This is a genomic window from Mesorhizobium sp. B2-1-3A, assembly GCF_006442655.1.
Classification (GTDB): Bacteria; Pseudomonadota; Alphaproteobacteria; order Rhizobiales; family Rhizobiaceae; genus Mesorhizobium.
The window spans coordinates 938,703-958,046 of record NZ_VFWK01000002.1; the positions used below are offsets into that span (position 1 = coordinate 938,703).

Genomic DNA, 19,344 nt, shown 5'->3' on the forward strand with positions numbered 1-19,344 from the left:
GGGGCTGCAAATATCGCGGCTGAGTCATTGGGGGAAATCATGAAAGCGGGATATCTCGTCGTCGCCGGTGCCGTGGCCGCATTGCAGGTCGCGCAGCCGGCTTTTGCCGCGTCTTGCGGCGGCTGGAGTGCCAAGATGGAGGAAGACGAGGGGGGCAGTGTGCTGACCGCCTCGGTCTGCGGCGGGCCGAAAGGCGACGCGCATCTGATGCTGGCCTGTTTCGACACGCCGGTGCTGAGCTATGACCTCGGCACGGCCGGCCAGCAACCGGAATCCGGCGCCAGCGGCGCGTTCGACTTCAAGGCCGACGGCAAAACGGTGACCAGGACGCTGCAGCTGGAGGAAATGTACGGTTATTTCACGGTGGATTTGGCCAAGGTCGATCCGTTGCTCGACCTGCTGCGCTCGAAAGGTGACGTGTCGGTCAGTTCAGCCAAATATGGCGCGAGCAGTTTTCCGCTGAAGGGGTCGAGCGGGGCTATCGGCAAGGTGCTGGCGCAGTGCGGCAAGGCGAAGCCTGCCGGTGACGGGGATTGAGGGGCGGTACCCGCGCCTTCGTCATCCTAGGGCGAAGCAAGGAGCGAAGCGACGCGGCATAGACCCTAGGATCCATGCCGTGAGCTTTGCCGGAAAATGCAACGGAATCAGGATTTTATCCCGACGTATTACTGTTGTTCTGCGTCGAATTACAGTGCTCTATCCTGATCCGCTTTGGCCCATCACAGATGTCGCGGCATGGATCCTAGGGTCTCCGCGACGGAGCTTCGCTCCTGCTTCGCCCTAGGATGACGAAGGGTGGAGGGCTTCGGCTAATCTCCGAGGCTTGCGCTGCTCCAAACCAACACAACAACTACCGATCACGACCCCATCACCCCACCCAGCCGCACCGTCGCTCCCATCAACTCCTCATCCGAAAACCCGGAAAAGCCCAGCACCAGCCCGTGCTTCGGCGCCCCGTCGATGAACATCGCCGACAGCGCCCGCGCGCCGACGCCTGCCGCTTTTGCCGCCTCGACGATCGCGGTGTCCGGCCCGGCGCCCCGCAGCATCGCCATCAGATGCAGCCCCTGTTCGGGCACCGTCACATCGAGCGCATCGCCGCAATGCGCCTCGAGGCCAGCCACCAGCACGTCGCGCGCGGCTTGCACCCGGCGGCGCACGCGTCTGAGATGGGCGGCGAAGTGGCCTTCGTTCAAGAGGTCGGTCAGCGCGCCTTCGGCCAGTGTCGAGGGGTAGCGGTCGGAGCGCGCCCTGACCGCCATCACGGCATCGAGCAGCGGCTCCGGCACCACGACATAGCCAATGCGCAGGCCGGGGAAGAGCACTTTGGAGAAGGTGCCGAGATATGCGACGCGGTTGGCGCCATCCATGCCTTGCAGCGAGGTCAGCGGCGGGCCGGCATAGCGGAACTCGCTGTCATAATCGTCCTCGATGATCCAGGCGTCGTTGCGTCGCGCCCAATCGAGCAGGGCAAGGCGGCGGGGCATCGTCATCGTCACGCCGAGCGGATATTGGTGCGAGGGCGTGACATAGGCCGCGCGTGCCTGTGGGCAGAGGCTTTCGCCGATCCCGGGATCGAGCCCTTCGCTGTCCACCGGCACGGCGACAATCCTGGCGCCGCTGCCGGCCAGCACGGCGTGCGCCATGGGATAGCAGGGGTTTTCCAGCCAGACGGCGTCGCCGGGGCGAAGTGCGGCGCGCGCCAGCAGGTCGAGCCCCTGCTGCGTGCCCGAGGTCAGCACGATCTGGCCGGCGTCGCAGCGCACGCCGCGCGCGGTCCTCAGATACGTAGCAATCGCGGTGCGCAGCGCGATGCCGCCGCGCGGATCGCCGTAGCGGAAATGTTCGGGGCCGGGACGGGCGAGGTGGCGCGACAGCAGGATGCGGAACAGGTCGAGCGTGCGCGGGTCGGATACCGCGACGCCAAGGCCGCAAGGCAACGACGTGGCGGCATCGATCTCGGGCGGACGCGCCTTGGCCAGTGTTGTCGGCAGATACGGTACATCGCGCGCGACGAAAGTGCCGGCCCCGACCTTGGCGACGGCAAAGCCTTCCGAGATCAGCATTTCGAAACAGGCGACCGCCGCCGAGCGCGACAGGCCGAAGCGCCGGGCGAGGTCGCGTGTGGTCGGCAGCTTGGCGCCGGCGGCCAGCGCGCCGGTCTCGATCAGCCGCCTGAGCGCGGCGTAAAGTTCGCGGCTGCGCGGGCCGTCGCCGGGCAAAACCGGGATCAGCGCCGACCAGTCCGGCAGATTGGTCTGAATTTTATCGCCTTGATTGGTTCTTTTATCGACCAATGCCATGACGCATGGTTGGCAGACAATAATTGAGGATGCAAGCCGTGAACGATGTCGCCGCCAGCTTTCCGACCACCAGCCGCAACCGGGTCAAGCGCCTGCATGAGCGCGGCAGCTACGACCATGCGGCCGTGTTCGCGGTGCTGGATGCCGGGCTGCTCTGCCATGTCGCCTATACGTTCGACGGCCAGCCCTATTGCACGCCGACCATCCACTGGCGCGAGGGGGACATGCTCTATTGGCACGGTTCGTCGGCCAGCCGCATGCTGCGCCAGTTGCGCGGCGGCACGCCTGCCTGTCTCACCGTGTCGCATCTCGACGGGCTGGTGCTGGCACGCACCGGCTTCAACCATTCCGCCAACTACCGCTCGGCCATGTGCTTCGGCACCGCACGCATCGTTGACGAGCCGGAAGAGAAGATGAAGGCGCTGGCCGGCGTCGTCGACCGCTTCTATCCCGGCCGTTCCGAGACCTTGCGGCCGATCTCGGCGCAGGAGGCCAAGGCGACGATGGTGATCGGTATGCGCATCGAGGAGGCTTCGGCGAAAGTCCGCGCCAAGGGTGTCGGCGATGACGAGGAGGATTACGGCCATCCCGTCTGGGCGGGCGTCATCCCGGTGCGGATGGTGATCGGTGCGGCCGAGCCGTGTCCAAGGCTGCTGCCTGGCATCGAGCGGCCGGGGAATCTAGCTGGCTATGCCGAGGGCGAGAGGCTGGACGCGGCGTTGACGCAGGCGCAGAGGGTGTATGAGGGCGAGGTGTAGTTAGCACCTCTTCCTTCCCCCCTTTGTGGGGGAAGGTGGATCGGCGCGCAGCGCCGAGACGGATGAGGGGTGTTCCAGCGGAGTGAGACGTCGGCGTTCCCTGGAACACCCCTCATCCGTCCTCGCTTCGCGAGGCCACCTTCTCCCACAAGGGGAGAAGGGAGAGCTCACTTGCCGCCGCCCATTCCTCGCGCTATCCCGGCGCCATGATCACCTTTCGCAAGGCGCAAGCCTCCGATCTTCCCGCCATCGTCGCCATGCTCGCCGACGATGCGCTGGGTGCTGCCCGCGAGGATGCCTCCTTGCCGTTGGCGCAAGGCTATGTCGATGCCTTCAAGGCCATCGACGCCGACCCCAACCAGTTGCTGGCGGTGGCCGTGGATGGCGGCGAGGTGATCGGCACGTTGCAGATCACCTTTCTTGCCGGACTTTCACGCAAGGGCGCCTGGCGCGGGCAGATCGAGGCGGTGCGGATCGCCGGCCATCGCCGCTCGGGCGGCATCGGCCGGCGGATGTTCGAATGGGCGATCGATCAATGCCGGGCGCGCGGCTGCGGTCTTGTGCAACTGACCACCGACAAGGGGCGGGCGGACGCACACCGTTTCTATGAAGGCCTCGGCTTCACCGGCAGCCATATTGGCTACAAGAAGAGCCTTTAGGGGCAATTGTCCGCTGAGCTGACGAAGCGATTGATGTTTCCGCCCCGGCAGAGACTGGCGTATACCGCAAGAGCTTCAGGCACTATTCAAATTGCCTGGCAAAGCGGATATAGGTCAGCCAAGTTGACCTATATCCGAAACGTCTGGGGAGGCGTGACTTGACCCTTATGAACCTCTTGGCTTCGCGCTCGTCGCGCATGAAGGCCTCCGAAATCCGCGAACTGCTGAAGCTGCTCGACCAGCCGGATATCATCTCCTTCGCCGGTGGCATTCCCGATCCGTCGCTGTTTCCGGCCGAGGCCATCCGCGATGCCTATGCCGAGGTGCTGGGCGGCGCGGAGGCGGGGGCAGCGCTGCAATACCAGGTCTCGGAAGGCTATCTGCCGCTGCGGCGCTGGATCGCCGGGCAGATGGGCAAGCTCGGCGTTGCCTGTGACGAGGCCAACATCTTCATCACCTCCGGTTCGCAGCAGGCGCTGGACTATCTCGGCAAGCTGTTCCTGTCGCCGGGCGACACCGCGCTGGTGACATGGCCGACCTATCTCGGCGCGCTGCAGGCCTTCAATGCCTATGAGCCGCGCTACGACCGGCTGCGGCCCGAAGGCGGCAACATGACGCCGGATGCCTATCGCGCGGCGGCGGCTTCAAATGGCGGCAAGGTCAAATTCGCCTATCTGGTTCCTGATTTCGCCAACCCGACCGGCAACACGCTGGACCGGCAGCAGCGCGAGGCGGTGCTCGACCTTGCCGGAGAACTCGACATCGCTGTCATCGAGGACGCCGCCTATCGCGCGCTGCGCTATGACGGCGAGGGCGTGCCGCCGATCCTGGCGCTTGACTGCGCGCGGTCCGGCGGCATCGACAAGGCGCGCACGCTCTATTGCGGTTCGTTCTCGAAAATCCTGTCGCCCGGCATGCGCGTCGGCTGGGTGTGCGCGCCGCGCCATGTGGTGGAAAAACTGGTGCTGATGAAGCAGGCCTCCGACCTGCACAGCCCCTCGATCAACCAACTCGTCATGCACCGCGTCGCCGAGGCCGTGTTCGACGGCCAGGTCGAAAAACTCATCGGCGCCTATCGCGAGCGCCGCGACGGCCTGCTCGGCGCGCTGGAAGCCAACATGCCCAAGGGCGTGACCTGGAGCCGCCCGGAAGGCGGCATGTTCGTCTGGGCGACGCTGCCGGAGGGGGTCGATGCAACCGAACTGCTGGCACGGTCGGTGAAGGAGGCGCGCGTCGCCTTCGTGCCGGGCAACGCCTTTTATGCCGACGGCACTGGGCGCAACACGCTGCGGCTGTCCTTCACTCTGGCCGACCGCCGCGCGGTGACCGAGGGCATTCCAAGGCTGGCGGCGCTGCTGAAGGCGTAGGCTTAGGCAAGCTTCGCCGCCGGAATGATGATCCGGCAGCGAAGCTTCTGGAGCAGTTCACCGTTTCACGGAAACGGCAAACCGCCCTAACTCTTTGTTTCCTGGAATTGCTCGAAGTCAGATGCGGTTGACGTCACGAGCTCCGTCGCGTCCGATTTCGTTCGAGCGGTAATTCTCCGCATCGGCGTCAAAGCCGGTCCAACCGTCGGCCTGGTATTCACCGCGCCGCTCTTCCAGGTTCACGGATTTGGCCTGCCCGAGAATCCTTTCAGCCTCGGGCACGAACTGGTCATCGACCTTGGCCGTGACCAATGTGCCGCCACGGCGCACGCCCTCCGCGTAAACGTGTGCATCGGTTTCAGACACGCCGGAGTCGGTCAGCGCGCCGACGATGCCACCCGCGGCGCCACCAACCACGGCACCTCCCACCGCGCCGACCGCGGTGGCCGCCAGCCATCCGGCCGCCACCACCGGGCCGACGCCCGGAATGGCCATGAGGCCGAGTCCAGCCAGCAGCCCGCCAGCTCCGCCGATCGCAGCTCCAAGTCCAGCGCCGCCCGCGGCGTCATCCGCGGTCCTGGAGCCGTCATTTTCGTGCCGGTTGTCCGCGTTGTTGGCGACGATGCTGATGTCGGAATGCGGAATGCCCGTGGCTTCCAGTTCGCCAACGGCATCGGAGGCGTCGTCATAATTGTCGAATAGTCCGGTTACGGTTTTCATGGTCTTGATCTCCTCGATTTCGGATTCAGTTGGTGCCGGCAACGACGTTGCCCTTGTAGTCCAGCGCGATGGTGGTGTTCTTGCCGCCCTTGCTCGCCTGTCCACGCCAGATGCCCTGGTCGTCCTTGGTCAGCTTCGAAACATCCGAGAAACCGGCATCCTTGATCCGGCCCTTTGCCTGGTCTTCGGTGAAGCTGTTCGCGCCGGAAAGCGGAGGGGCCTGGTCGGGCTTGTCGCCGACCGTGACCTTGGGCGTCTGCGAACTCGACGACTGGGTGCCCATGGCCGCCGCGATCTTCTCGATCATCTCCTGGTGCATCTTGAGCGTCGGCACGGTCTGCCCGGCGAACGTCTTCAGCTCGGCGTTGTCGCCGTCCTTGGCGTAGCTCTCGAACAGTTTCACGGCATCGGTGTGCGCGTCGCGCTGCATCTGGACGTAGGAGCCGTCGATCGGATCCTTGCCGTTCCGCAGGGTGTCGACATCACTCTTGTGCCTGGCGTCCAGTTCCTTGGGAACCGTCAGCTTCTGCTCGCCGGCGATCGTCTCCAGCTTGGCATTGGCCGCGCCGTGATCGTCGATCATCTTACGCGCAAAATCCTTGACGCTCTGATCCTGCGATCTGGTCTCGGCGATCTTGCTCGAATCTATTTCGAACATCGCACCGTTCGCTGCCTTGTCGACAAAGTCTTGCGCGCTGTCGGCAGCAAAGGCTGGCAGCGCGAAAGCCATAGCTGTGGCTGTGGCCAGTGAGGCCATAAGAAGGCGAGTTTTCATGGGGAAGGTCCTTGTTTATGCACATACGTGCTGAGGACTTAATCTGCGCTCGAGAGCTTTGTTCCGAGGGATAAGCAATAAAGCGATGTCGCCAATGACAAGAAAGTCGTTTCCCTACCTTTGCGACCAGCGAAGGAACTTGAAGCGGGGCGGGCTGCGCGGAAGCCACGTATCGGCGCTCCGTAGGCTTGTGGACGTCGCCACGAGCCGTTACGCCGGGACGCCGATCAAGAGCTTGATCTTCGAAAGCCTGGCGCGAGCCAGCTTGCGGATCGATTTCTCGAACCCTTCCTTGCCGCTTTCGATGACGAAGACCAATGTCTTGAAGTCCAGCATGAACTCGTCCACCGCCGCTGTGATCTCCTGCGACCTGCCCTTGAAGCGGCGCAGCAAAGCGGTCGCTTCTTCGATGCTGTCGCCGCCGGCGCCGTCGACGAGTGCTTCGAGCCTCTTAAAACTGTCCAATTCAATTCCTCCCTGACCGCGCCACAAACCCGGTCAGCAGTGGAAGGTTCCAGCTCGGAGCGGTGCCGCGAAAAGAAATCGCTTCCGCCGTTTGAATTGCCGAGGTCCAGCCTCTGTCGGAATTCTTTCGGCTTTGTTGGAACCTCCGTGGTCATCAGGGGTTGTCATTGCGTCTGAACCCCCGTCAGACATCTGAAAGCTCAATATCAGCTTTCCAAAGGCCCGCTGGATCCCCTCCTGGCGGGCTTTTTGTTTGAAGCCTGGGCCGAGGGCTGGCCACCCAATGGCGCGCCGACCGGTGCGGTGGGCTACGGGCCGTTATGCGTGCCCTTTATGGCGTCGCCTTCGAGCTTGGTGAACGGCACGAAGGACAGCGTGCCGCCATTGTAGATGTCGGCGCGCGTGACCTGGAACGTACCGTCAGCTTCCTGGTGCTTGGTGACCTTCAGCACATGCTGGGCGCCGGGCGGGCCGACCGGAATGACCATCATCCCGTTCGGCTTCAGCTGCTGCAGCAGCGGTGGCGGGATATGGTCGATGCCGCAGGTGACGATGACCTTGTCGAACGGGGCTTCTTCCTGCCAGCCATAATAGCCGTCGGCGTTGCGGGTGGTGATCGCCTTGTATTCGGAATAGCCCCTGGCGATCAGCGCGTCGTAGAGCGCGCGCGTCCTTGCCGCCAGCGGCTTGATGATCTCGATCGAGAACACCTTGTCGGTGAGGTTGGACAGATAGGCCGACTGGTAGCCGGAGCCGGTGCCGATCTCGAGCACCTTGTCGCCGGGCTTGATCTGCAGCGAATTGGTCATGCGCGCGACGCTGTGCGGACCGGTGATCGTCACGCCATAGCCGATATCGAGATAGTGCCACTCATAGGCGCGGCTCAGATTGGCCTTGGTGACGAACTCCTCGCGCGGCGTCATCAGATAGGCGCGCTTGTCGCGCAGGTCCCAGATATCCTTGTGGGCGAGCAGGGCCTGGAAGCGATCCCAGCGCTGGCCGAGGAAGCCGGCATCCTCGCCCCGGTTCTTCCGCATCCAGTCGATGAAGCCGGCGCGACTGTCCATCGCCGGCATGGCGTTGCGATCGTAGCCAGCCGGCACATCGGCCTCGGCGGGCCCGGCCAGCAAGGTGGCGGTGGCGCCAAACAGGAATTGCCGGCGGTCGACGCGCAAGCGCCTGACCTCGATGCGTATCTGGCGATCCTTCATGGCAGGATACCCCGCGGCTGACAGGTCAGGCCGAGGATCGTCCCGATCCGATGGTTTGACAACCGGGAAGGTCCATACATTTCGGTAAGATCGGCGAAAGGCACAAGTACGGGCTCAACCACCGCGAGTGTACGAAGGTCACTCGGCGGAGATGATTCCCGCGCGCCTGTATATTTCCGATTGTTTTGAAATTTCGAACGCCGGCTCGGGGAATATCGACTGAATTCTTGACCGGTACGGCAATGAAATTGTCGCGCAAAGCATAAACATCGCCAACTCTGGACAAGACGCAAGCAAGTTTCATACGGTGCATTTCCTGGAAGGCGCGGGAAGGGCCGGTTATTTTTGAAAAAGAACGTCTTCTCGTCGGTCGACCTGCCATCACATCTCGACGATCAAGCACGGTTCGCGCTCTGGCAGGATATCCATGTCGCGGAGATCTGGTCGGTCGAATATGCCATCTCGGCCAACCGGCCGTTCGCCGCGGCCATCGAGGCGACGGCGGTGGGGCCGCTGGTGCTGGGGCAGATGGCCGGAACGATCCAGCATGCCAGCCGCAAGGCCCGCAACATCGCCGATGACGGCCGCGACGGCTATCTCCTGCTGATCAACAATGGCGACACCACGCTGAGCGGCGCCCAGGCCGGCCGCGACTACAGCGTCGGCAAAAACGAGGCCGCGCTGGTGTCGGCCTCCGAAGCGCTGGAAATGAGCGGCGGCGACAGCAATGTGTGGGCCAATATCGTCGTCCCGCGCGAGATCCTGGAGAATGCCTTCGCCCGTGTCGAGGACCGGCTGGCACTGACTGTCGCGGCCGACAATGAGGCGCTCGGCATGCTCAGGCGCTATTGCAGCTTCCTGGCGGCAGGCCCGGCCCTGGTCTCGCCCAACCTTGTCACCCATGCCACCGAAACCATCGTCGACCTGATCGGCCTGGTGACCGGCGCCAAGGGCGATCCCGCCGAACTCGCCGGCATGCGCGGCCTGCGCGCGGCGAGGCTGCAGGCCATACTGGACAAGATCCGCGACAATTTCGCCGATCCCGCCATCTCGGCTCAGCAGGTCGCCCAGCAGTTGCGGCTTTCCGTGCGCTATGTCCATGACCTCCTGCAGGAGACCGGGGTGAGCTTCGCCGAGCGCATTCTCGAATTGCGCCTGCAGAGGGCCCACCGCATGCTTAGCGACAGGCGCAACGACCGCATGCGCATCAGTGAAATCGCGCTGCTGAGCGGCTTTTCCGACGTCTCCTATTTCAACCGCTGCTTCCGCCGCCGCTTCGGTTCGACGCCGAGCGGCGCCAGATAAGGCAACTCGAGGAAAAGCGTGAAACGGCTTTCCCTTGGGATAGTCGGAGTTCGCCGTCGTCGTAAGACGGTGAGCCGCTCGACCACATCGGACCCTTGGTCTCATCCGGCCGGTGCGGAACGGCCACACGGGGCGGGAAAGCACCACGGCACGCTCGAAGACAAGTCCGGTGCGGTCCAGCCCAAGACGAAGGACGGCGAACAATGCGAGACACGCGATGTATCGTCGCGAAGCACTTCCGCCGTGGCGAGCATCTCGGGGACCGCGCACAAGCAATGAAAACGATACTTCTCGCCACAGCCTTCTTTCTCGGGCACGTAGGCATGGCTTCAGCCGCCGACGCCGGCCTGCCGGTCTCGACCGCCTACAACTGGTCCGGTGGCTATATCGGCGCGCAGGCCGGATACGGATGGGACGACGCAAGGGTTGGCCAGACTTTCACGCCTGACAGTTTTGGCGGCTACGGCTGGGGCTACGGCAGCCTTTCGGGCGGCTTCGGCGGCCTATATGCCGGCTATATGAAGCAGTTCGACGGCGGCCTGGTCCTCGGCGTCGAGGGCGATTACAACTTCGCAAGTCTCAAGGACACGACCGGCTATCAGGCGCTGGGCGTCGACGATCCCGGCTTCGGCGGTGTGCTGGAACTGAACTCGATCGGGTCCGCCCGCCTGAGGGCCGGTTACGCGATGGATCGGTGGCTTCCCTTCGTCACCGCCGGCGTGGCGATGGCGCACTACAAGCACAGCACCGTCTTCCTGCCGAGCGGAGATGTCTATGCCGATGTCGAGGACACCATCGCGGGCTATGCGCTGGGCGCCGGCGCCGAATATGCCGTCAGCGACAATTGGGTGGTCCGGGGCGAATATCGCTTTGCCGACTTCGGCCGCCACATCTCCATACGGCACTCGACCTTCGATGGGGCCGCGGTGAATCCCGATGCGATCGAACTGAAGACGCACGATATCCGGCTCGGCATCGCCTACAAATTCTGAACGGTGTCTCCGCTGATGCCGAATGGCCACACCGGTGCGTCAAGTGTGGCGGCGCACTCCAGGACAATTCGCATGCGGTCCAGCCCAAGACGCGGCACGGCGAACGATGCAACACGGGAAGGCCCGTCAGCGCCGGCCACGGTATCGGCCAATTGACGGTCATTTCGCCGGACGCGGGGTCCGGAACGCATATTTTTCGGGGTTCTCAATGCATCGCTTTTTACTTGTCGTCGCTTCGCTGGCCGCCACGACCTCCGCTTTCGCCGCGGACGCCCTGTCGCCGCTGGCCGCGGAGATGGTGACGACGCCGCGGATTTCGGGTTACGGCGAACTCTATCTCGGCGGGCTGCGCTTTGTCGGCGACGATTATACGACCCGGTCCGGCGGCGGAGCAGCGCGCGTCAACATCGCATTCGCGCAGCATTGGAACCTGCAGGGCGACCTGACCTACGACCGCATATGGGGTCACTATGACCCGCTCGATGACACACGCGGCGCGATCCATGGCTTCTATCGCGATCCCGACCGTTTTGCCGCCGGCATCTTCGCGGCCTACACATCCTTCGGCTTCGGCGACGACGTGACCGTCTACAACTATGCGGTCGGTCCGGAAGCCCAGCTCTACCTCGGCAACCTGACCCTTTACGGCCAGGCCAGTGTCGGCCAGCTCACCGTGAACGATTTTCACGGCGACCAATGGGGCGTGCGCGGCGTGGCGCGCTATTTCGTCCGGAAGAATCTTCGCCTCGATGCCGAGTTGGACTTCAACCAAACCGACTATGACGGCACCAGCGAGAACCTGATCGGTGCCGCCGTCCAGGCGATGTACCGGTTCGACGAAACACCGTGGGCGGTGTTCGGACGCTACGAATTCGAGCGGAGGAAGTTCGAAACGTCCGCCGAGGGCATCAAGGCCAACAAGTTCGTCATCGGCCTGCGCGCCAGCTTCGGCAGCGAAACGCTGTTCGACGAAGACCGCAACGGCGCCACCATGGATACCTACCGGGCTTCCTCGGTGACCAACACGAAGTGACGCGGCCAGCTCCAGGGAGATCCAGCGAAACCAGGCAAGGCATGTCAGCTGACACCGCCGCCCGTATTGACGGCGCCCGGTCCGAATCTACATTCGGGGCCTTGCGAGGAGGATTTGCATGGAAACCCAGGAACTGCATCGCGGCCGGCTCATAGACCATATCCAGCTGGTGGTAAGGGATCTCGCCGCCAGCCGGCGTTTCTACGAGGCGATCCTGCAAGTGCTCGATGTGCCGATCGGCGGGACGGCAGCGGATTATTTCTGGTGCGACGAGCTGTTCATCTCCAGTGCCGACAGCCGTGCCGCGCTGGGACAGCTCACCGGCCGTCACCATCTGGCTTTCCAGGCAAAGGACCACGCGATGGTCGACGCCTTTTACAAGGCCGGATTGGCGGCCGGCGGCAAGGACAATGGCGCGCCAGGCGAGCGGCCCTATCATCCCGGTTACTACGCCGCCTTCCTGCTCGATCCGGACGGCAACAATATCGAGGCCGTCCATCACGGTCCGCACACGCGCAGTACCGCTTCGGTGAAGATCACCTTCTGAGAGACTGTCTGGCTGAGAGACTGTCTGGACATACCACCCTGGCGGCAAGAGCGAACTCGAAACAGTCTCCAAGCGTCGGCTTTTCTTTGATCCCGTATCCTCGTATACGAGATCGGAATGAGCCGCCCCGGGGATTCGCATGAGCCCGTTGCCTGAAGCCGTGCCGTTTTTCAGCCAGTGGGAAACGCCCGACATGACGCTGGCCGTGATCGCCGATGGCGCCCAGGCCGCGTTGCGGCGCGATCCGCTGTGGCGGGGATCAGGCGCGGACACGCTCGACGAATACGCGGTCTGGGCCGACAACATCTGCGGCATGGCGTGCCTCAAGATGATCCTGGCGACGCGGGGCGAGATCGTGCCGACGATCGAGCTGGCCAGGCGATGCACCGGATATGGCGGCTATGTCGTCAATGAAGGCTCGATCAAGGGCCTGATCTACGCGCCTTTCGTGACCTTCGTGAAGGCGGAGTTCGGCCTGGAGGCGCAAGTGATGACCAATGTCGCGACATCGGACATTCCGGCGATCCTCGGGCAGTCGCGCTTCTTCATCGCTTCGGTCAGCAGCTCGATCCGCTGGCCCGAGCGCGAGCCGCCATCGAAGGGCGGCCATTTGGTGCTGGTGACAGCGGCATCCGATGATGGTTTTCGCTTTCACAACCCATCCGGCCATACCAGTGCCACACAAGAGAATGCAGTGTTGGCGCCATATGATTTCGACCGTTTCTTTGCCAATCGCGGCATTGCCGTCGCCATTTGATTTTTTGAGGGGTTTCAATGACCGGGAAGACAAGAGTTGCCATCCTCTATGGCGGGCGCTCGGCCGAGCATGAGGTGTCGCGCCTGTCGGCGGCCAATGTGCTGAAGGCAATCGACCGGACGCGCTACGAGGTGGTCCCGATCGCCATTACCAGGGACGGCAGATGGCTGCTGCAACCGTTGTCCGAGCCTGACGGCGACGGGGCAGGGGCCGCGGTATCGGAGGACGGTATCGAGGTCGCCCTGTTGCCAGGTGGCAAGGGACGGCTGGTGGCCGTGCCGCACGGTGGCACGCAGCATGACCTGCCGCCGGTCGACGTCGTCTTTCCCGTGCTGCACGGACCGTTCGGCGAGGACGGCTCGGTGCAGGGCTATGCCGAGGTCGCCGATGTCGCCTATGTCGGCTGCGGCATCCTGGCCTCCGCCGTCGCCATGGACAAGGACGTCGCCAAGCGGCTGATGCGCGAGGCGGGGCTCGGCGTTGCCCGCTCCGTGACCGTGCATCGCAACGACAAAGGTTCGTTCCAGGAAATTGCCGGCGCGCTTGGGCTGCCCTTCTTCGCCAAGCCGGCGCGCCAGGGCTCGTCCTTCGGCGTGAGCAAGGTGAATGACAGGGATGGCTTCCAGCAGGCCGTCGAAACGGCCTTCCGCTATGATGGCAAGGTGCTGATCGAGGAGTTCGTCGAAGGCCGCGAAATCGAATGTTCGGTGCTGGAGCGGGCCGACGGCTCACTCACGGTGTCGCTGCCCGGCGAGATCATTCCCGCCGGCAAGCATGGCTTCTACACCTATGAGGCCAAATATCTCGACGCCGACGGCGCGATGGTCCAGGTGCCCGCCAATGTGCCGGCCGCGGTTGCCGACAGAGCCAAGGAGATGGCCGCGCAGGCTTTCCGGGCGCTGGGCTGCGAGGCCATGGCGCGCGTCGACTTCTTCCTGCGCGCCGACGGTTCACTGCTGGTCAACGAGGTCAACACGCTGCCGGGCTTCACCGACATTTCGATGTACGCCAAGGCGCTGGCGGCGATAGGCATCGGCTACAGCAAGGTTATCGACGTGCTGATCGAGCACGCGCTGGCAAGATACGCGGGGCGCTGATCGACTGATACCGTTCGGGAGCAATCTCCACCCGCGCTTGCTTCCGGGTGGAAGCTGACGGCAATCGCTTTGACAGGATGTACAGATGCTCCCGTACGGGGTCATGATTTATGATCCCGTGCGGTAACAAAGTGGCTTTGATTTCACCCCGGCAGAGCATATGCTCCCGCTCGGGAGCGGAATCATGACCACACAAACACCCCTGCCTGAAAGCGCTGTCGAAATTGCGCGCCGCGCCGCACGATCCGCCGCCGCCGGGCAGGGGGATTTGTTCGGTTCGCTGGCGCCGGCTGTTCCGGCTGACGGCGTTTCGAATAAGCATGAGGGGAGCCTTGGTGATCCCCGCGACGACTCCAGGCCCGTCCGTGCATCGCTGCCGCGGCGGCTTGCTTCGGTCCGCGATGACGGGAACGCCTTGGCGCAGTCGGCCTTGCAGGGCAGCACCATAACGTCGCCGGCGGATCTCGGCCGGCTGGTGCGCGCGGCCCGTAAGCGGCGGGATTTCTCCCAGCAGCAGTTCGCCGATCTCGCCGGGGTCGGCCGGCGCTTCCTGTCGGAGTTGGAGAACGGCAAGCCGACACTCGAACTGGGGAAAGTCCTGAAGGTTGCCGGCGCTGCCGGCATCACGCTGTTTGCCAGGCAAGGCTGAGCTGACGGGTGCGTCAGGCTCCGCCCGGCCAGCCAACACCGGTCAACTCCCGCGACACATCCCAAAGCCGGGCGGCGACGGCAGTGTCGCGCGCATGCCTGCCGATCCTTGCCTCGCCGACCGCGCCCTTCAGTTCGAACGGGCCTTGCGGACCGTAATAGCCGCACGGCTTCGCATCGGGCGCGGTCGCGGCGAACAGCGTCGGCAGCGCGCCTTGCGCGGCTGACTGCGAAAGAACCGGCGCGAGCAGCACGCCGAGCCAATCGAAGGGTGAAGACCCGCCGCCGCGCCCCATGCGTGGACCGCTGGTCTGCAGGTCGGTGAGAGCGTAGCCGGGATGAGCCGCATTGCTCAGCAAGCCCCAGCCATTGATGTCGCTGCGGCGCTGCAGTTCGAAGGCGAACAGGATCATGGCGAGCTTGGACTGCGCGTAGGCGGCCCACGGCCTGTAGCGCTTTTGCCATTGCAGGTCGTCGAAATGGATCGCCGCCTGGATGCGGTGGGCGCCGCTGCTGAGATTGACGACGCGCGTCCTGTTGCCCTTGCGCAGCATAGGCAGCAGGCGTCCGGTCAGGGCGAAGTGACCGAGATAGTTGGTGCCGAATTGCAGTTCGAAGCCGTCGGCGGTTTCGTGGCGGGTCGGCGGGGTCATGACGCCGGCATTGTTGACCAGCAGGTCGATGGCCTCCCATTCGCCGGCGAGCTGGCCGGCGAAGGCTTCGATTGAGGCGAGGTCCGCGAGGTCGAGATGGGCATAGCGCACGGCGGCGCCGGGAACCGCGGCCTGGACGCGGCTCAGCGCATCCTTGCCCTTGGCTTCGTTGCGCCCGGTCATCAGCACGTCCGCGCCGGCTTGCGCCAGCGCCAGCGCCGTCTCGTAACCAAGGCCGCCGGTGGCGCCTGTGATCACCACCTTGCGTCCCTGCTGGGGCGGGATGTCGTGCGTGGTCCAGGCGCTCACGAGTGGCCATCCCGCGACAGGAAGGAAAGGTCGACACCCTCGATATCGATGGAGGTGCTGACCGGTGCCCATTCCGTCGCCGCCTGCTGGCGCGCGGCTTCGGCCTGGGCAAAGACATGCAAGGCGTCGCTGCCGAGGATCAGGTGAGCGGGCAAGGCATCGCGGTCGGCGAGATCGACGATGACATCGGCGACCTTTCGCGGGTCGCCAATGGCATTGCCGACATAGGCCTTGAGCATGCCGAGCACCGCGCCGACGGTTGGCTCATAATCGGGCAGCAGGGCCGGCGCGGCGGCCAGGGCGGTGGCTCCCCAATCGGTGCGCATGCCGCCCGGCTCGACCGAGATGACCTTGACGCCGAAGGGGGCGAGTTCCAGCGCCAGCACTTCAGTGAGCCCGCCCACCGCCCATTTTGCCGCCTGGTAGGCGCCGAGGCCCGGCGTGGCCGTCCGCCCGCCGACCGAGGAAATGTTGATGATATGGCCCGAGCGCTGGGCGCGCATGACCGGGATGGCCGCGCGGGCAAGATTGACGACACCGTAGAGATTGGTCTCGATCTGCGCCCGGAAATCGGCCTCCCCGGTCTGCTCGAACGGGCTGATATGGCCGAAGCCGGCGTTGTTGACGAGAACGTCGAGGCGTCCGAACGTCTCCAGCGCAAAATCCACCGAGGCCTGCGCGGCGGCGGGGTCGGTGACATCAAGCGCGAAGCCGCGCAGATGCCCGGCGTAGCGCCTTTCGAGATCGGCGAGGCGGGTGACATCGCGCGCCGTCGCCACGACGCTGTTACCGGCGGCAAGCGCCGCCTCGGTGATATCCAGCCCCAATCCGCGGGCGCTGCCGGTGATCAGCCAGACTTTCGACATTGTCTTTTCCGTTCAGTGTGTTGGCAATAAACGAGTGATTAGGCACTCATTCATTCGTGTTGATTTGGTCGTAGATTTGCGGTGGTCATGATCCGTGTGGTGCTGTTTGAGACCCGCCCGGAGCTACTTGGAGATACCGCTCCAGAAAAACGCGAAGCCGGCCTCCTTGTAGTGTTCGCGTTGCCGGGGATCGCGGGCGATGAATTCTAGCGTCGTCTCCGCGAGGGCCTCGAAAATGCCTCCGGCAAAGGCCATCGAGCAGCCCTTCAGCCCGCCGTCGTCGAGGCTTTCCTCGATCATCCTGTTGATGTCGCCGAAGGCCGCGTTGCCCTGCCGCCTGCTCTGCTCGGTGATGCGCTCCGACACGCTGAGCTGGCGCATGGCCTTGCGCTTCATGGGAAATTTCGCACCCCAGTCGATGAAGTTGTTCCAGACGTGGCGGCTGCGCTCGCGCACGCTGGCCTGCGACGGATATGAAGTCAGCAAGGCGTTGCCGAGGCCGGTCTTGATCTCGAGGTAGAGCTGGTTGAGCAACTCATCCTTGCTGGCGAAGTAATTGAAGAGCGAGCCTTCGGAGAGGCCGGCCTCCCTGGCGATCTTGGCCGTGGCCGCGCCGGTTCCAAGCGTCGCCACCAGCTCGGTGGCCGAGGCCAGGATTGCCTGACGTTTTTCTTCGCTGAGGGGGCGTGCCATGTCCAAGCCATTTGAGTGAGTGGTCACTCATTTATTGACGTGCGCACAAAATGTCAAGCGTGTGGGAGCCATTCGGACCGGCGCCCGTTGGGGAGCAGCGCATTGCCGCCGGCCAAGGTTGCACGCCGGCTCAATATGTCAGACCATGGCCGTTGGCAGGGGAGATGTACCAGGTGGCGAACAATCGTCGGAATGGAATGGCGTCGCAGGGGCTGGACGACATTCTTTCGGCCGCCGCGCCCCACCCGCGAACATCACTGCCAAATGTGGCGACCACCGTCACCACGGTGGCTGCGCTGTATTTCGGGCGCGAGGTTTTCCTGCCGATCGCCATTGCACTGCTGCTGACCTTCGCGCTCGCGCCCTTGGTTTCGGCGCTCAAGCGGGTGGGCATTCCGCGGATCGCCGCTGTCATCGCCAGCGTGCTCGCCGCCTTCGCGGCACTTGCCCTGTTCAGCTTCATCGTCGCCACGCAGGTCAGCGAACTGGCGCAGAACATCCCGGTCTATCAGACCAACATCCTGGCCAAGATCCGCTCGCTCAAGGAAACCGGGGTCGGGGGAGGGATCATTTCGAGATTGAGCGGCGTGGTCGAGCGTGTCGGCCAGGAGATCGACAGGCAGGACGCCACGCTGCCGGCCGCCACGCCCGACAAGCCGCCGCGCGAGCCGGTGCCGGTCGAAATCGTCTCGCGCGAAAGGCCGCTCGAAGTCCTGCAGAACATCGTCGGTCCGCTGATCAGCCCGCTCGGATCGGCCGGGCTGATCATTGTCGTCGTCATCTTCATGCTGCTCGAGCGGGAGGATTTGCGCGACCGCTTCATCAGGCTTGTCGGCTATGGCGACCTTCATCGCACCACCGAGGCGCTTCAGGATGCCGGCAAGCGCGTGGGCCTCTATCTGCTCATGCAATTGGTCGTCAACATCGTCTACGCCATACCGATCGCTATCGGGCTGTGGATCCTCGGCATTCCCAATGCCCTGCTTTGGGGGTTGCTGGCGCTGGCGCTGCGTTTCGTTCCCTATATCGGCCCGGCCATCGGCATGCTTTTGCCGCTGTTCCTGGCGCTTGCCGTGGCGCCCGGCTGGGAGCTCGTGCTGTGGACGGCCGCCTTGTTCGTGGTGATGGAACTGGTCACCGGCAATGTCGTCGAGCCCTGGCTCTACGGTTCGCGAACCGGGCTGTCGCCGCTGGCGATCATCGTGGCGGCGATCTTCTGGACGTGGCTGTGGGGGCCGCTCGGGCTGGTGCTGTCGACGCCGCTCACCGTCTGCCTGGTGGTTCTGGGCAGGCACGTGCCGCAGTTCGAATTCCTCGACGTGCTGTTCGGCAACGAGCCCGTGCTGGAACCTCACGCGCGGCTCTACCAGCGGCTTCTGGCGGGCGATCCGGACGAAGCCACCGATCATGCCGAGGAGATGCTGGAAGAAAAGTATCTGGTCGAGTTCTACGACAAGGTCGCCATTCCGGCCCTTCTGCTGGGCGAGCGGGACCGTGTGCGCGGCGTCATGGGTGACCTGCAAAGGCGGCAAGTGGCGGCCAGCGCCCTGACGCTGGTGGCCAATCTGGAGGACGAGGCGAAAGAGGAAGCGGGTGAGGAGGATGAGCAGGCCGAGGAGGCGGGCGAGCCCGGCGACGCCGCCGATGAGGACGCGGCCGACCTGCCAGACGGCACCGGCCTATCGGTGCTTTGCGCCGGCGGGCGAGGCGAGCTCGACGATGCCGCCGCCGCGATGCTGGCGCAGGTGCTGGAAGTCCAGGGCGCGGCCGCGTCGAAGGCGGGCTTTGCCGACATGGAACCCGCCAGCATCCGCCGTCTTGAGCTCGAAGCCATCGATACGGTCGTGGTCGGCTTCCTCAACCGCGATTCCGTCAAGCATGCCCGCTTCCTGGTTCGCCGGCTGAAGCGGGCGAAGGCAGCACTTCGGGTGGGCGTCGTGTTCTGGTCGGAGACCGGCAACGGCGACAAGGAAGCGACCGCCAGGCTGGCCCAGGACATCGGCGCGGATTTCGTCGCGCATGGCATGGTCGGCGCGGTGACGGGCGCGCTGTCGAAAGAGCCGCCGATTGCGTTGAAGCTCGTCGCCAAACGGCGCCGGCCACGCGCTGCCCCTAGGAAGGTGGCTGCCGCGGCGGCTTAGGGGTGAAGCCAGCCGGATGGTTCAGCTCTGTCATTTCCTGAACGA

General features: G+C 64.3%; 20 protein-coding genes. 12 read left to right on the forward strand and 8 right to left on the reverse strand.

All coding sequences use genetic code 11. From position 1 onward, the window contains the following. Positions 1-39 precede the first annotated feature (39 nt). Positions 40-537, forward strand: a complete 498-nt coding sequence (locus tag FJ977_RS11130) for a hypothetical protein (protein WP_246682917.1) — start codon at positions 40-42, stop codon at positions 535-537. Between the two features lie 320 nt (positions 538-857). On the opposite strand, the gene FJ977_RS11135 is transcribed toward FJ977_RS11130, so the two are convergent. Further along, entirely contained in the window at positions 858-2,303 is a 1,446-nt protein-coding gene (locus FJ977_RS11135; protein WP_140771257.1) for a PLP-dependent aminotransferase family protein, read from the reverse strand. Between the two features lie 38 nt (positions 2,304-2,341). On the opposite strand from FJ977_RS11135, the gene FJ977_RS11140 reads away from it, so the two are divergent. The 3 genes from FJ977_RS11140 (at position 2,342) to FJ977_RS11150 (ending at position 5,087) form a co-directional block, all read left to right on the forward strand. Continuing rightward, positions 2,342-3,061 (forward strand): pyridoxamine 5'-phosphate oxidase family protein, encoded by a 720-nt coding sequence (locus FJ977_RS11140; RefSeq protein WP_140771259.1) that lies wholly within the window; start codon positions 2,342-2,344, stop codon positions 3,059-3,061. A gap of 206 nt (positions 3,062-3,267) precedes the next feature. After that, positions 3,268-3,720 (forward strand): GNAT family N-acetyltransferase, encoded by a 453-nt coding sequence (locus FJ977_RS11145; RefSeq protein ID WP_140771261.1) that lies wholly within the window; start codon positions 3,268-3,270, stop codon positions 3,718-3,720. A gap of 167 nt (positions 3,721-3,887) precedes the next feature. Beyond that, positions 3,888-5,087 carry a PLP-dependent aminotransferase family protein gene (locus tag FJ977_RS11150; RefSeq protein WP_181179786.1) on the forward strand — a complete coding sequence of 400 codons (1,200 nt, stop codon included), beginning with the start codon at positions 3,888-3,890 and terminating at the stop codon, positions 5,085-5,087. Positions 5,088-5,204: 117 nt separating this feature from the next. Here the strand turns inward: FJ977_RS11150 and FJ977_RS11155 are convergent, their stop codons facing one another. From FJ977_RS11155 to FJ977_RS11170, 4 genes are all read right to left on the reverse strand, one after another. Beyond that, positions 5,205-5,807 (reverse strand): general stress protein, encoded by a 603-nt coding sequence (locus FJ977_RS11155; protein ID WP_140771265.1) that lies wholly within the window; start codon positions 5,805-5,807, stop codon positions 5,205-5,207. A gap of 25 nt (positions 5,808-5,832) precedes the next feature. After that, positions 5,833-6,582 carry a DUF4142 domain-containing protein gene (locus FJ977_RS11160; protein WP_140771267.1) on the reverse strand — a complete coding sequence of 250 codons (750 nt, stop codon included), beginning with the start codon at positions 6,580-6,582 and terminating at the stop codon, positions 5,833-5,835. A 210-nt stretch (positions 6,583-6,792) separates the two neighbouring features. Next, positions 6,793-7,047: a hypothetical protein gene (locus FJ977_RS11165; protein WP_244735465.1), complete on the reverse strand. Its 255-nt coding sequence runs from the start codon at positions 7,045-7,047 to the stop codon at positions 6,793-6,795. 308 nt (positions 7,048-7,355) lie between these two features. Further along, complete coding sequence (locus tag FJ977_RS11170) at positions 7,356-8,258, reverse strand: protein-L-isoaspartate O-methyltransferase (protein ID WP_210243834.1); 903 nt, start codon at positions 8,256-8,258, stop codon at positions 7,356-7,358. A gap of 345 nt (positions 8,259-8,603) precedes the next feature. On the opposite strand from FJ977_RS11170, the gene FJ977_RS11175 reads away from it, so the two are divergent. The 7 genes from FJ977_RS11175 to FJ977_RS11205 all read left to right on the forward strand — a co-directional run bounded on the left by FJ977_RS11175 (position 8,604) and on the right by FJ977_RS11205 (position 14,638). Then, complete coding sequence (locus FJ977_RS11175) at positions 8,604-9,563, forward strand: AraC family transcriptional regulator (protein WP_140771270.1); 960 nt, start codon at positions 8,604-8,606, stop codon at positions 9,561-9,563. A gap of 323 nt (positions 9,564-9,886) precedes the next feature. Further along, on the forward strand, positions 9,887-10,555 hold the full coding sequence (locus tag FJ977_RS11180) for an outer membrane beta-barrel protein (protein WP_246682921.1): 669 nt from the start codon (positions 9,887-9,889) through the stop codon (positions 10,553-10,555). A 208-nt stretch (positions 10,556-10,763) separates the two neighbouring features. After that, the gene (locus tag FJ977_RS11185; RefSeq protein ID WP_140771273.1) at positions 10,764-11,588 is read left to right on the forward strand and encodes an outer membrane beta-barrel protein; all 825 of its coding nucleotides are present in this window, start codon (positions 10,764-10,766) and stop codon (positions 11,586-11,588) included. A 118-nt stretch (positions 11,589-11,706) separates the two neighbouring features. Continuing rightward, positions 11,707-12,135, forward strand: coding sequence for a VOC family protein (locus tag FJ977_RS11190; RefSeq protein WP_140771275.1), 429 nt, complete (start codon positions 11,707-11,709; stop codon positions 12,133-12,135). A gap of 139 nt (positions 12,136-12,274) precedes the next feature. Then, entirely contained in the window at positions 12,275-12,892 is a 618-nt protein-coding gene (locus FJ977_RS11195; RefSeq protein WP_140771277.1) for a C39 family peptidase, read from the forward strand. 17 nt (positions 12,893-12,909) lie between these two features. Further along, positions 12,910-13,989, forward strand: a complete 1,080-nt coding sequence (locus FJ977_RS11200; RefSeq protein ID WP_140771279.1) for a D-alanine--D-alanine ligase family protein — start codon at positions 12,910-12,912, stop codon at positions 13,987-13,989. Between the two features lie 184 nt (positions 13,990-14,173). Continuing rightward, positions 14,174-14,638: a helix-turn-helix transcriptional regulator gene (locus tag FJ977_RS11205; RefSeq protein ID WP_210243835.1), complete on the forward strand. Its 465-nt coding sequence runs from the start codon at positions 14,174-14,176 to the stop codon at positions 14,636-14,638. 13 nt (positions 14,639-14,651) lie between these two features. Here the strand turns inward: FJ977_RS11205 and FJ977_RS11210 are convergent, their stop codons facing one another. From FJ977_RS11210 to FJ977_RS11220, 3 genes are all read right to left on the reverse strand, one after another. Beyond that, positions 14,652-15,599: an SDR family oxidoreductase gene (locus FJ977_RS11210; RefSeq protein WP_140771283.1), complete on the reverse strand. Its 948-nt coding sequence runs from the start codon at positions 15,597-15,599 to the stop codon at positions 14,652-14,654. Next, positions 15,596-16,465 (reverse strand): SDR family NAD(P)-dependent oxidoreductase, encoded by an 870-nt coding sequence (locus tag FJ977_RS11215; RefSeq protein WP_140771285.1) that lies wholly within the window; start codon positions 16,463-16,465, stop codon positions 15,596-15,598. Before FJ977_RS11215 ends, FJ977_RS11210 begins: the two co-directional genes overlap by 4 nt. A 123-nt stretch (positions 16,466-16,588) precedes the next feature. After that, entirely contained in the window at positions 16,589-17,158 is a 570-nt protein-coding gene (locus tag FJ977_RS11220; protein ID WP_140771287.1) for a TetR/AcrR family transcriptional regulator, read from the reverse strand. Positions 17,159-17,331: 173 nt separating this feature from the next. Between FJ977_RS11220 and FJ977_RS11225 the strand changes: the two genes are divergently transcribed. Beyond that, on the forward strand, positions 17,332-19,299 hold the full coding sequence (locus tag FJ977_RS11225; protein WP_181179759.1) for an AI-2E family transporter: 1,968 nt from the start codon (positions 17,332-17,334) through the stop codon (positions 19,297-19,299). The last annotated feature ends 45 nt before the right edge of the window (positions 19,300-19,344 follow it).

What these genes read in the sequence shown, in the direction of transcription:
- FJ977_RS11130 (WP_246682917.1), top strand. Translation starts at nt 40, where the DNA reads ATGAAAGCGGGATATCTCGTCGTCGCCGGTGCCGTGGCCGCATTGCAG.
- FJ977_RS11135 (WP_140771257.1), bottom strand. Translation starts at nt 2,303, where the DNA reads ATGGCATTGGTCGATAAAAGAACCAATCAAGGCGATAAAATTCAGACC.
- FJ977_RS11145 (WP_140771261.1), top strand. Translation starts at nt 3,268, where the DNA reads ATGATCACCTTTCGCAAGGCGCAAGCCTCCGATCTTCCCGCCATCGTC.
- FJ977_RS11150 (WP_181179786.1), top strand. Translation starts at nt 3,888, where the DNA reads ATGAACCTCTTGGCTTCGCGCTCGTCGCGCATGAAGGCCTCCGAAATC.
- FJ977_RS11155 (WP_140771265.1), bottom strand. Translation starts at nt 5,807, where the DNA reads ATGAAAACCGTAACCGGACTATTCGACAATTATGACGACGCCTCCGAT.
- FJ977_RS11160 (WP_140771267.1), bottom strand. Translation starts at nt 6,582, where the DNA reads ATGAAAACTCGCCTTCTTATGGCCTCACTGGCCACAGCCACAGCTATG.
- FJ977_RS11170 (WP_210243834.1), bottom strand. Translation starts at nt 8,258, where the DNA reads ATGAAGGATCGCCAGATACGCATCGAGGTCAGGCGCTTGCGCGTCGAC.
- FJ977_RS11180 (WP_246682921.1), top strand. Translation starts at nt 9,887, where the DNA reads ATGGCTTCAGCCGCCGACGCCGGCCTGCCGGTCTCGACCGCCTACAAC.
- FJ977_RS11185 (WP_140771273.1), top strand. Translation starts at nt 10,764, where the DNA reads ATGCATCGCTTTTTACTTGTCGTCGCTTCGCTGGCCGCCACGACCTCC.
- FJ977_RS11190 (WP_140771275.1), top strand. Translation starts at nt 11,707, where the DNA reads ATGGAAACCCAGGAACTGCATCGCGGCCGGCTCATAGACCATATCCAG.
- FJ977_RS11195 (WP_140771277.1), top strand. Translation starts at nt 12,275, where the DNA reads ATGAGCCCGTTGCCTGAAGCCGTGCCGTTTTTCAGCCAGTGGGAAACG.
- FJ977_RS11200 (WP_140771279.1), top strand. Translation starts at nt 12,910, where the DNA reads ATGACCGGGAAGACAAGAGTTGCCATCCTCTATGGCGGGCGCTCGGCC.
- FJ977_RS11205 (WP_210243835.1), top strand. Translation starts at nt 14,174, where the DNA reads ATGACCACACAAACACCCCTGCCTGAAAGCGCTGTCGAAATTGCGCGC.
- FJ977_RS11215 (WP_140771285.1), bottom strand. Translation starts at nt 16,465, where the DNA reads ATGTCGAAAGTCTGGCTGATCACCGGCAGCGCCCGCGGATTGGGGCTG.
- FJ977_RS11220 (WP_140771287.1), bottom strand. Translation starts at nt 17,158, where the DNA reads ATGGCACGCCCCCTCAGCGAAGAAAAACGTCAGGCAATCCTGGCCTCG.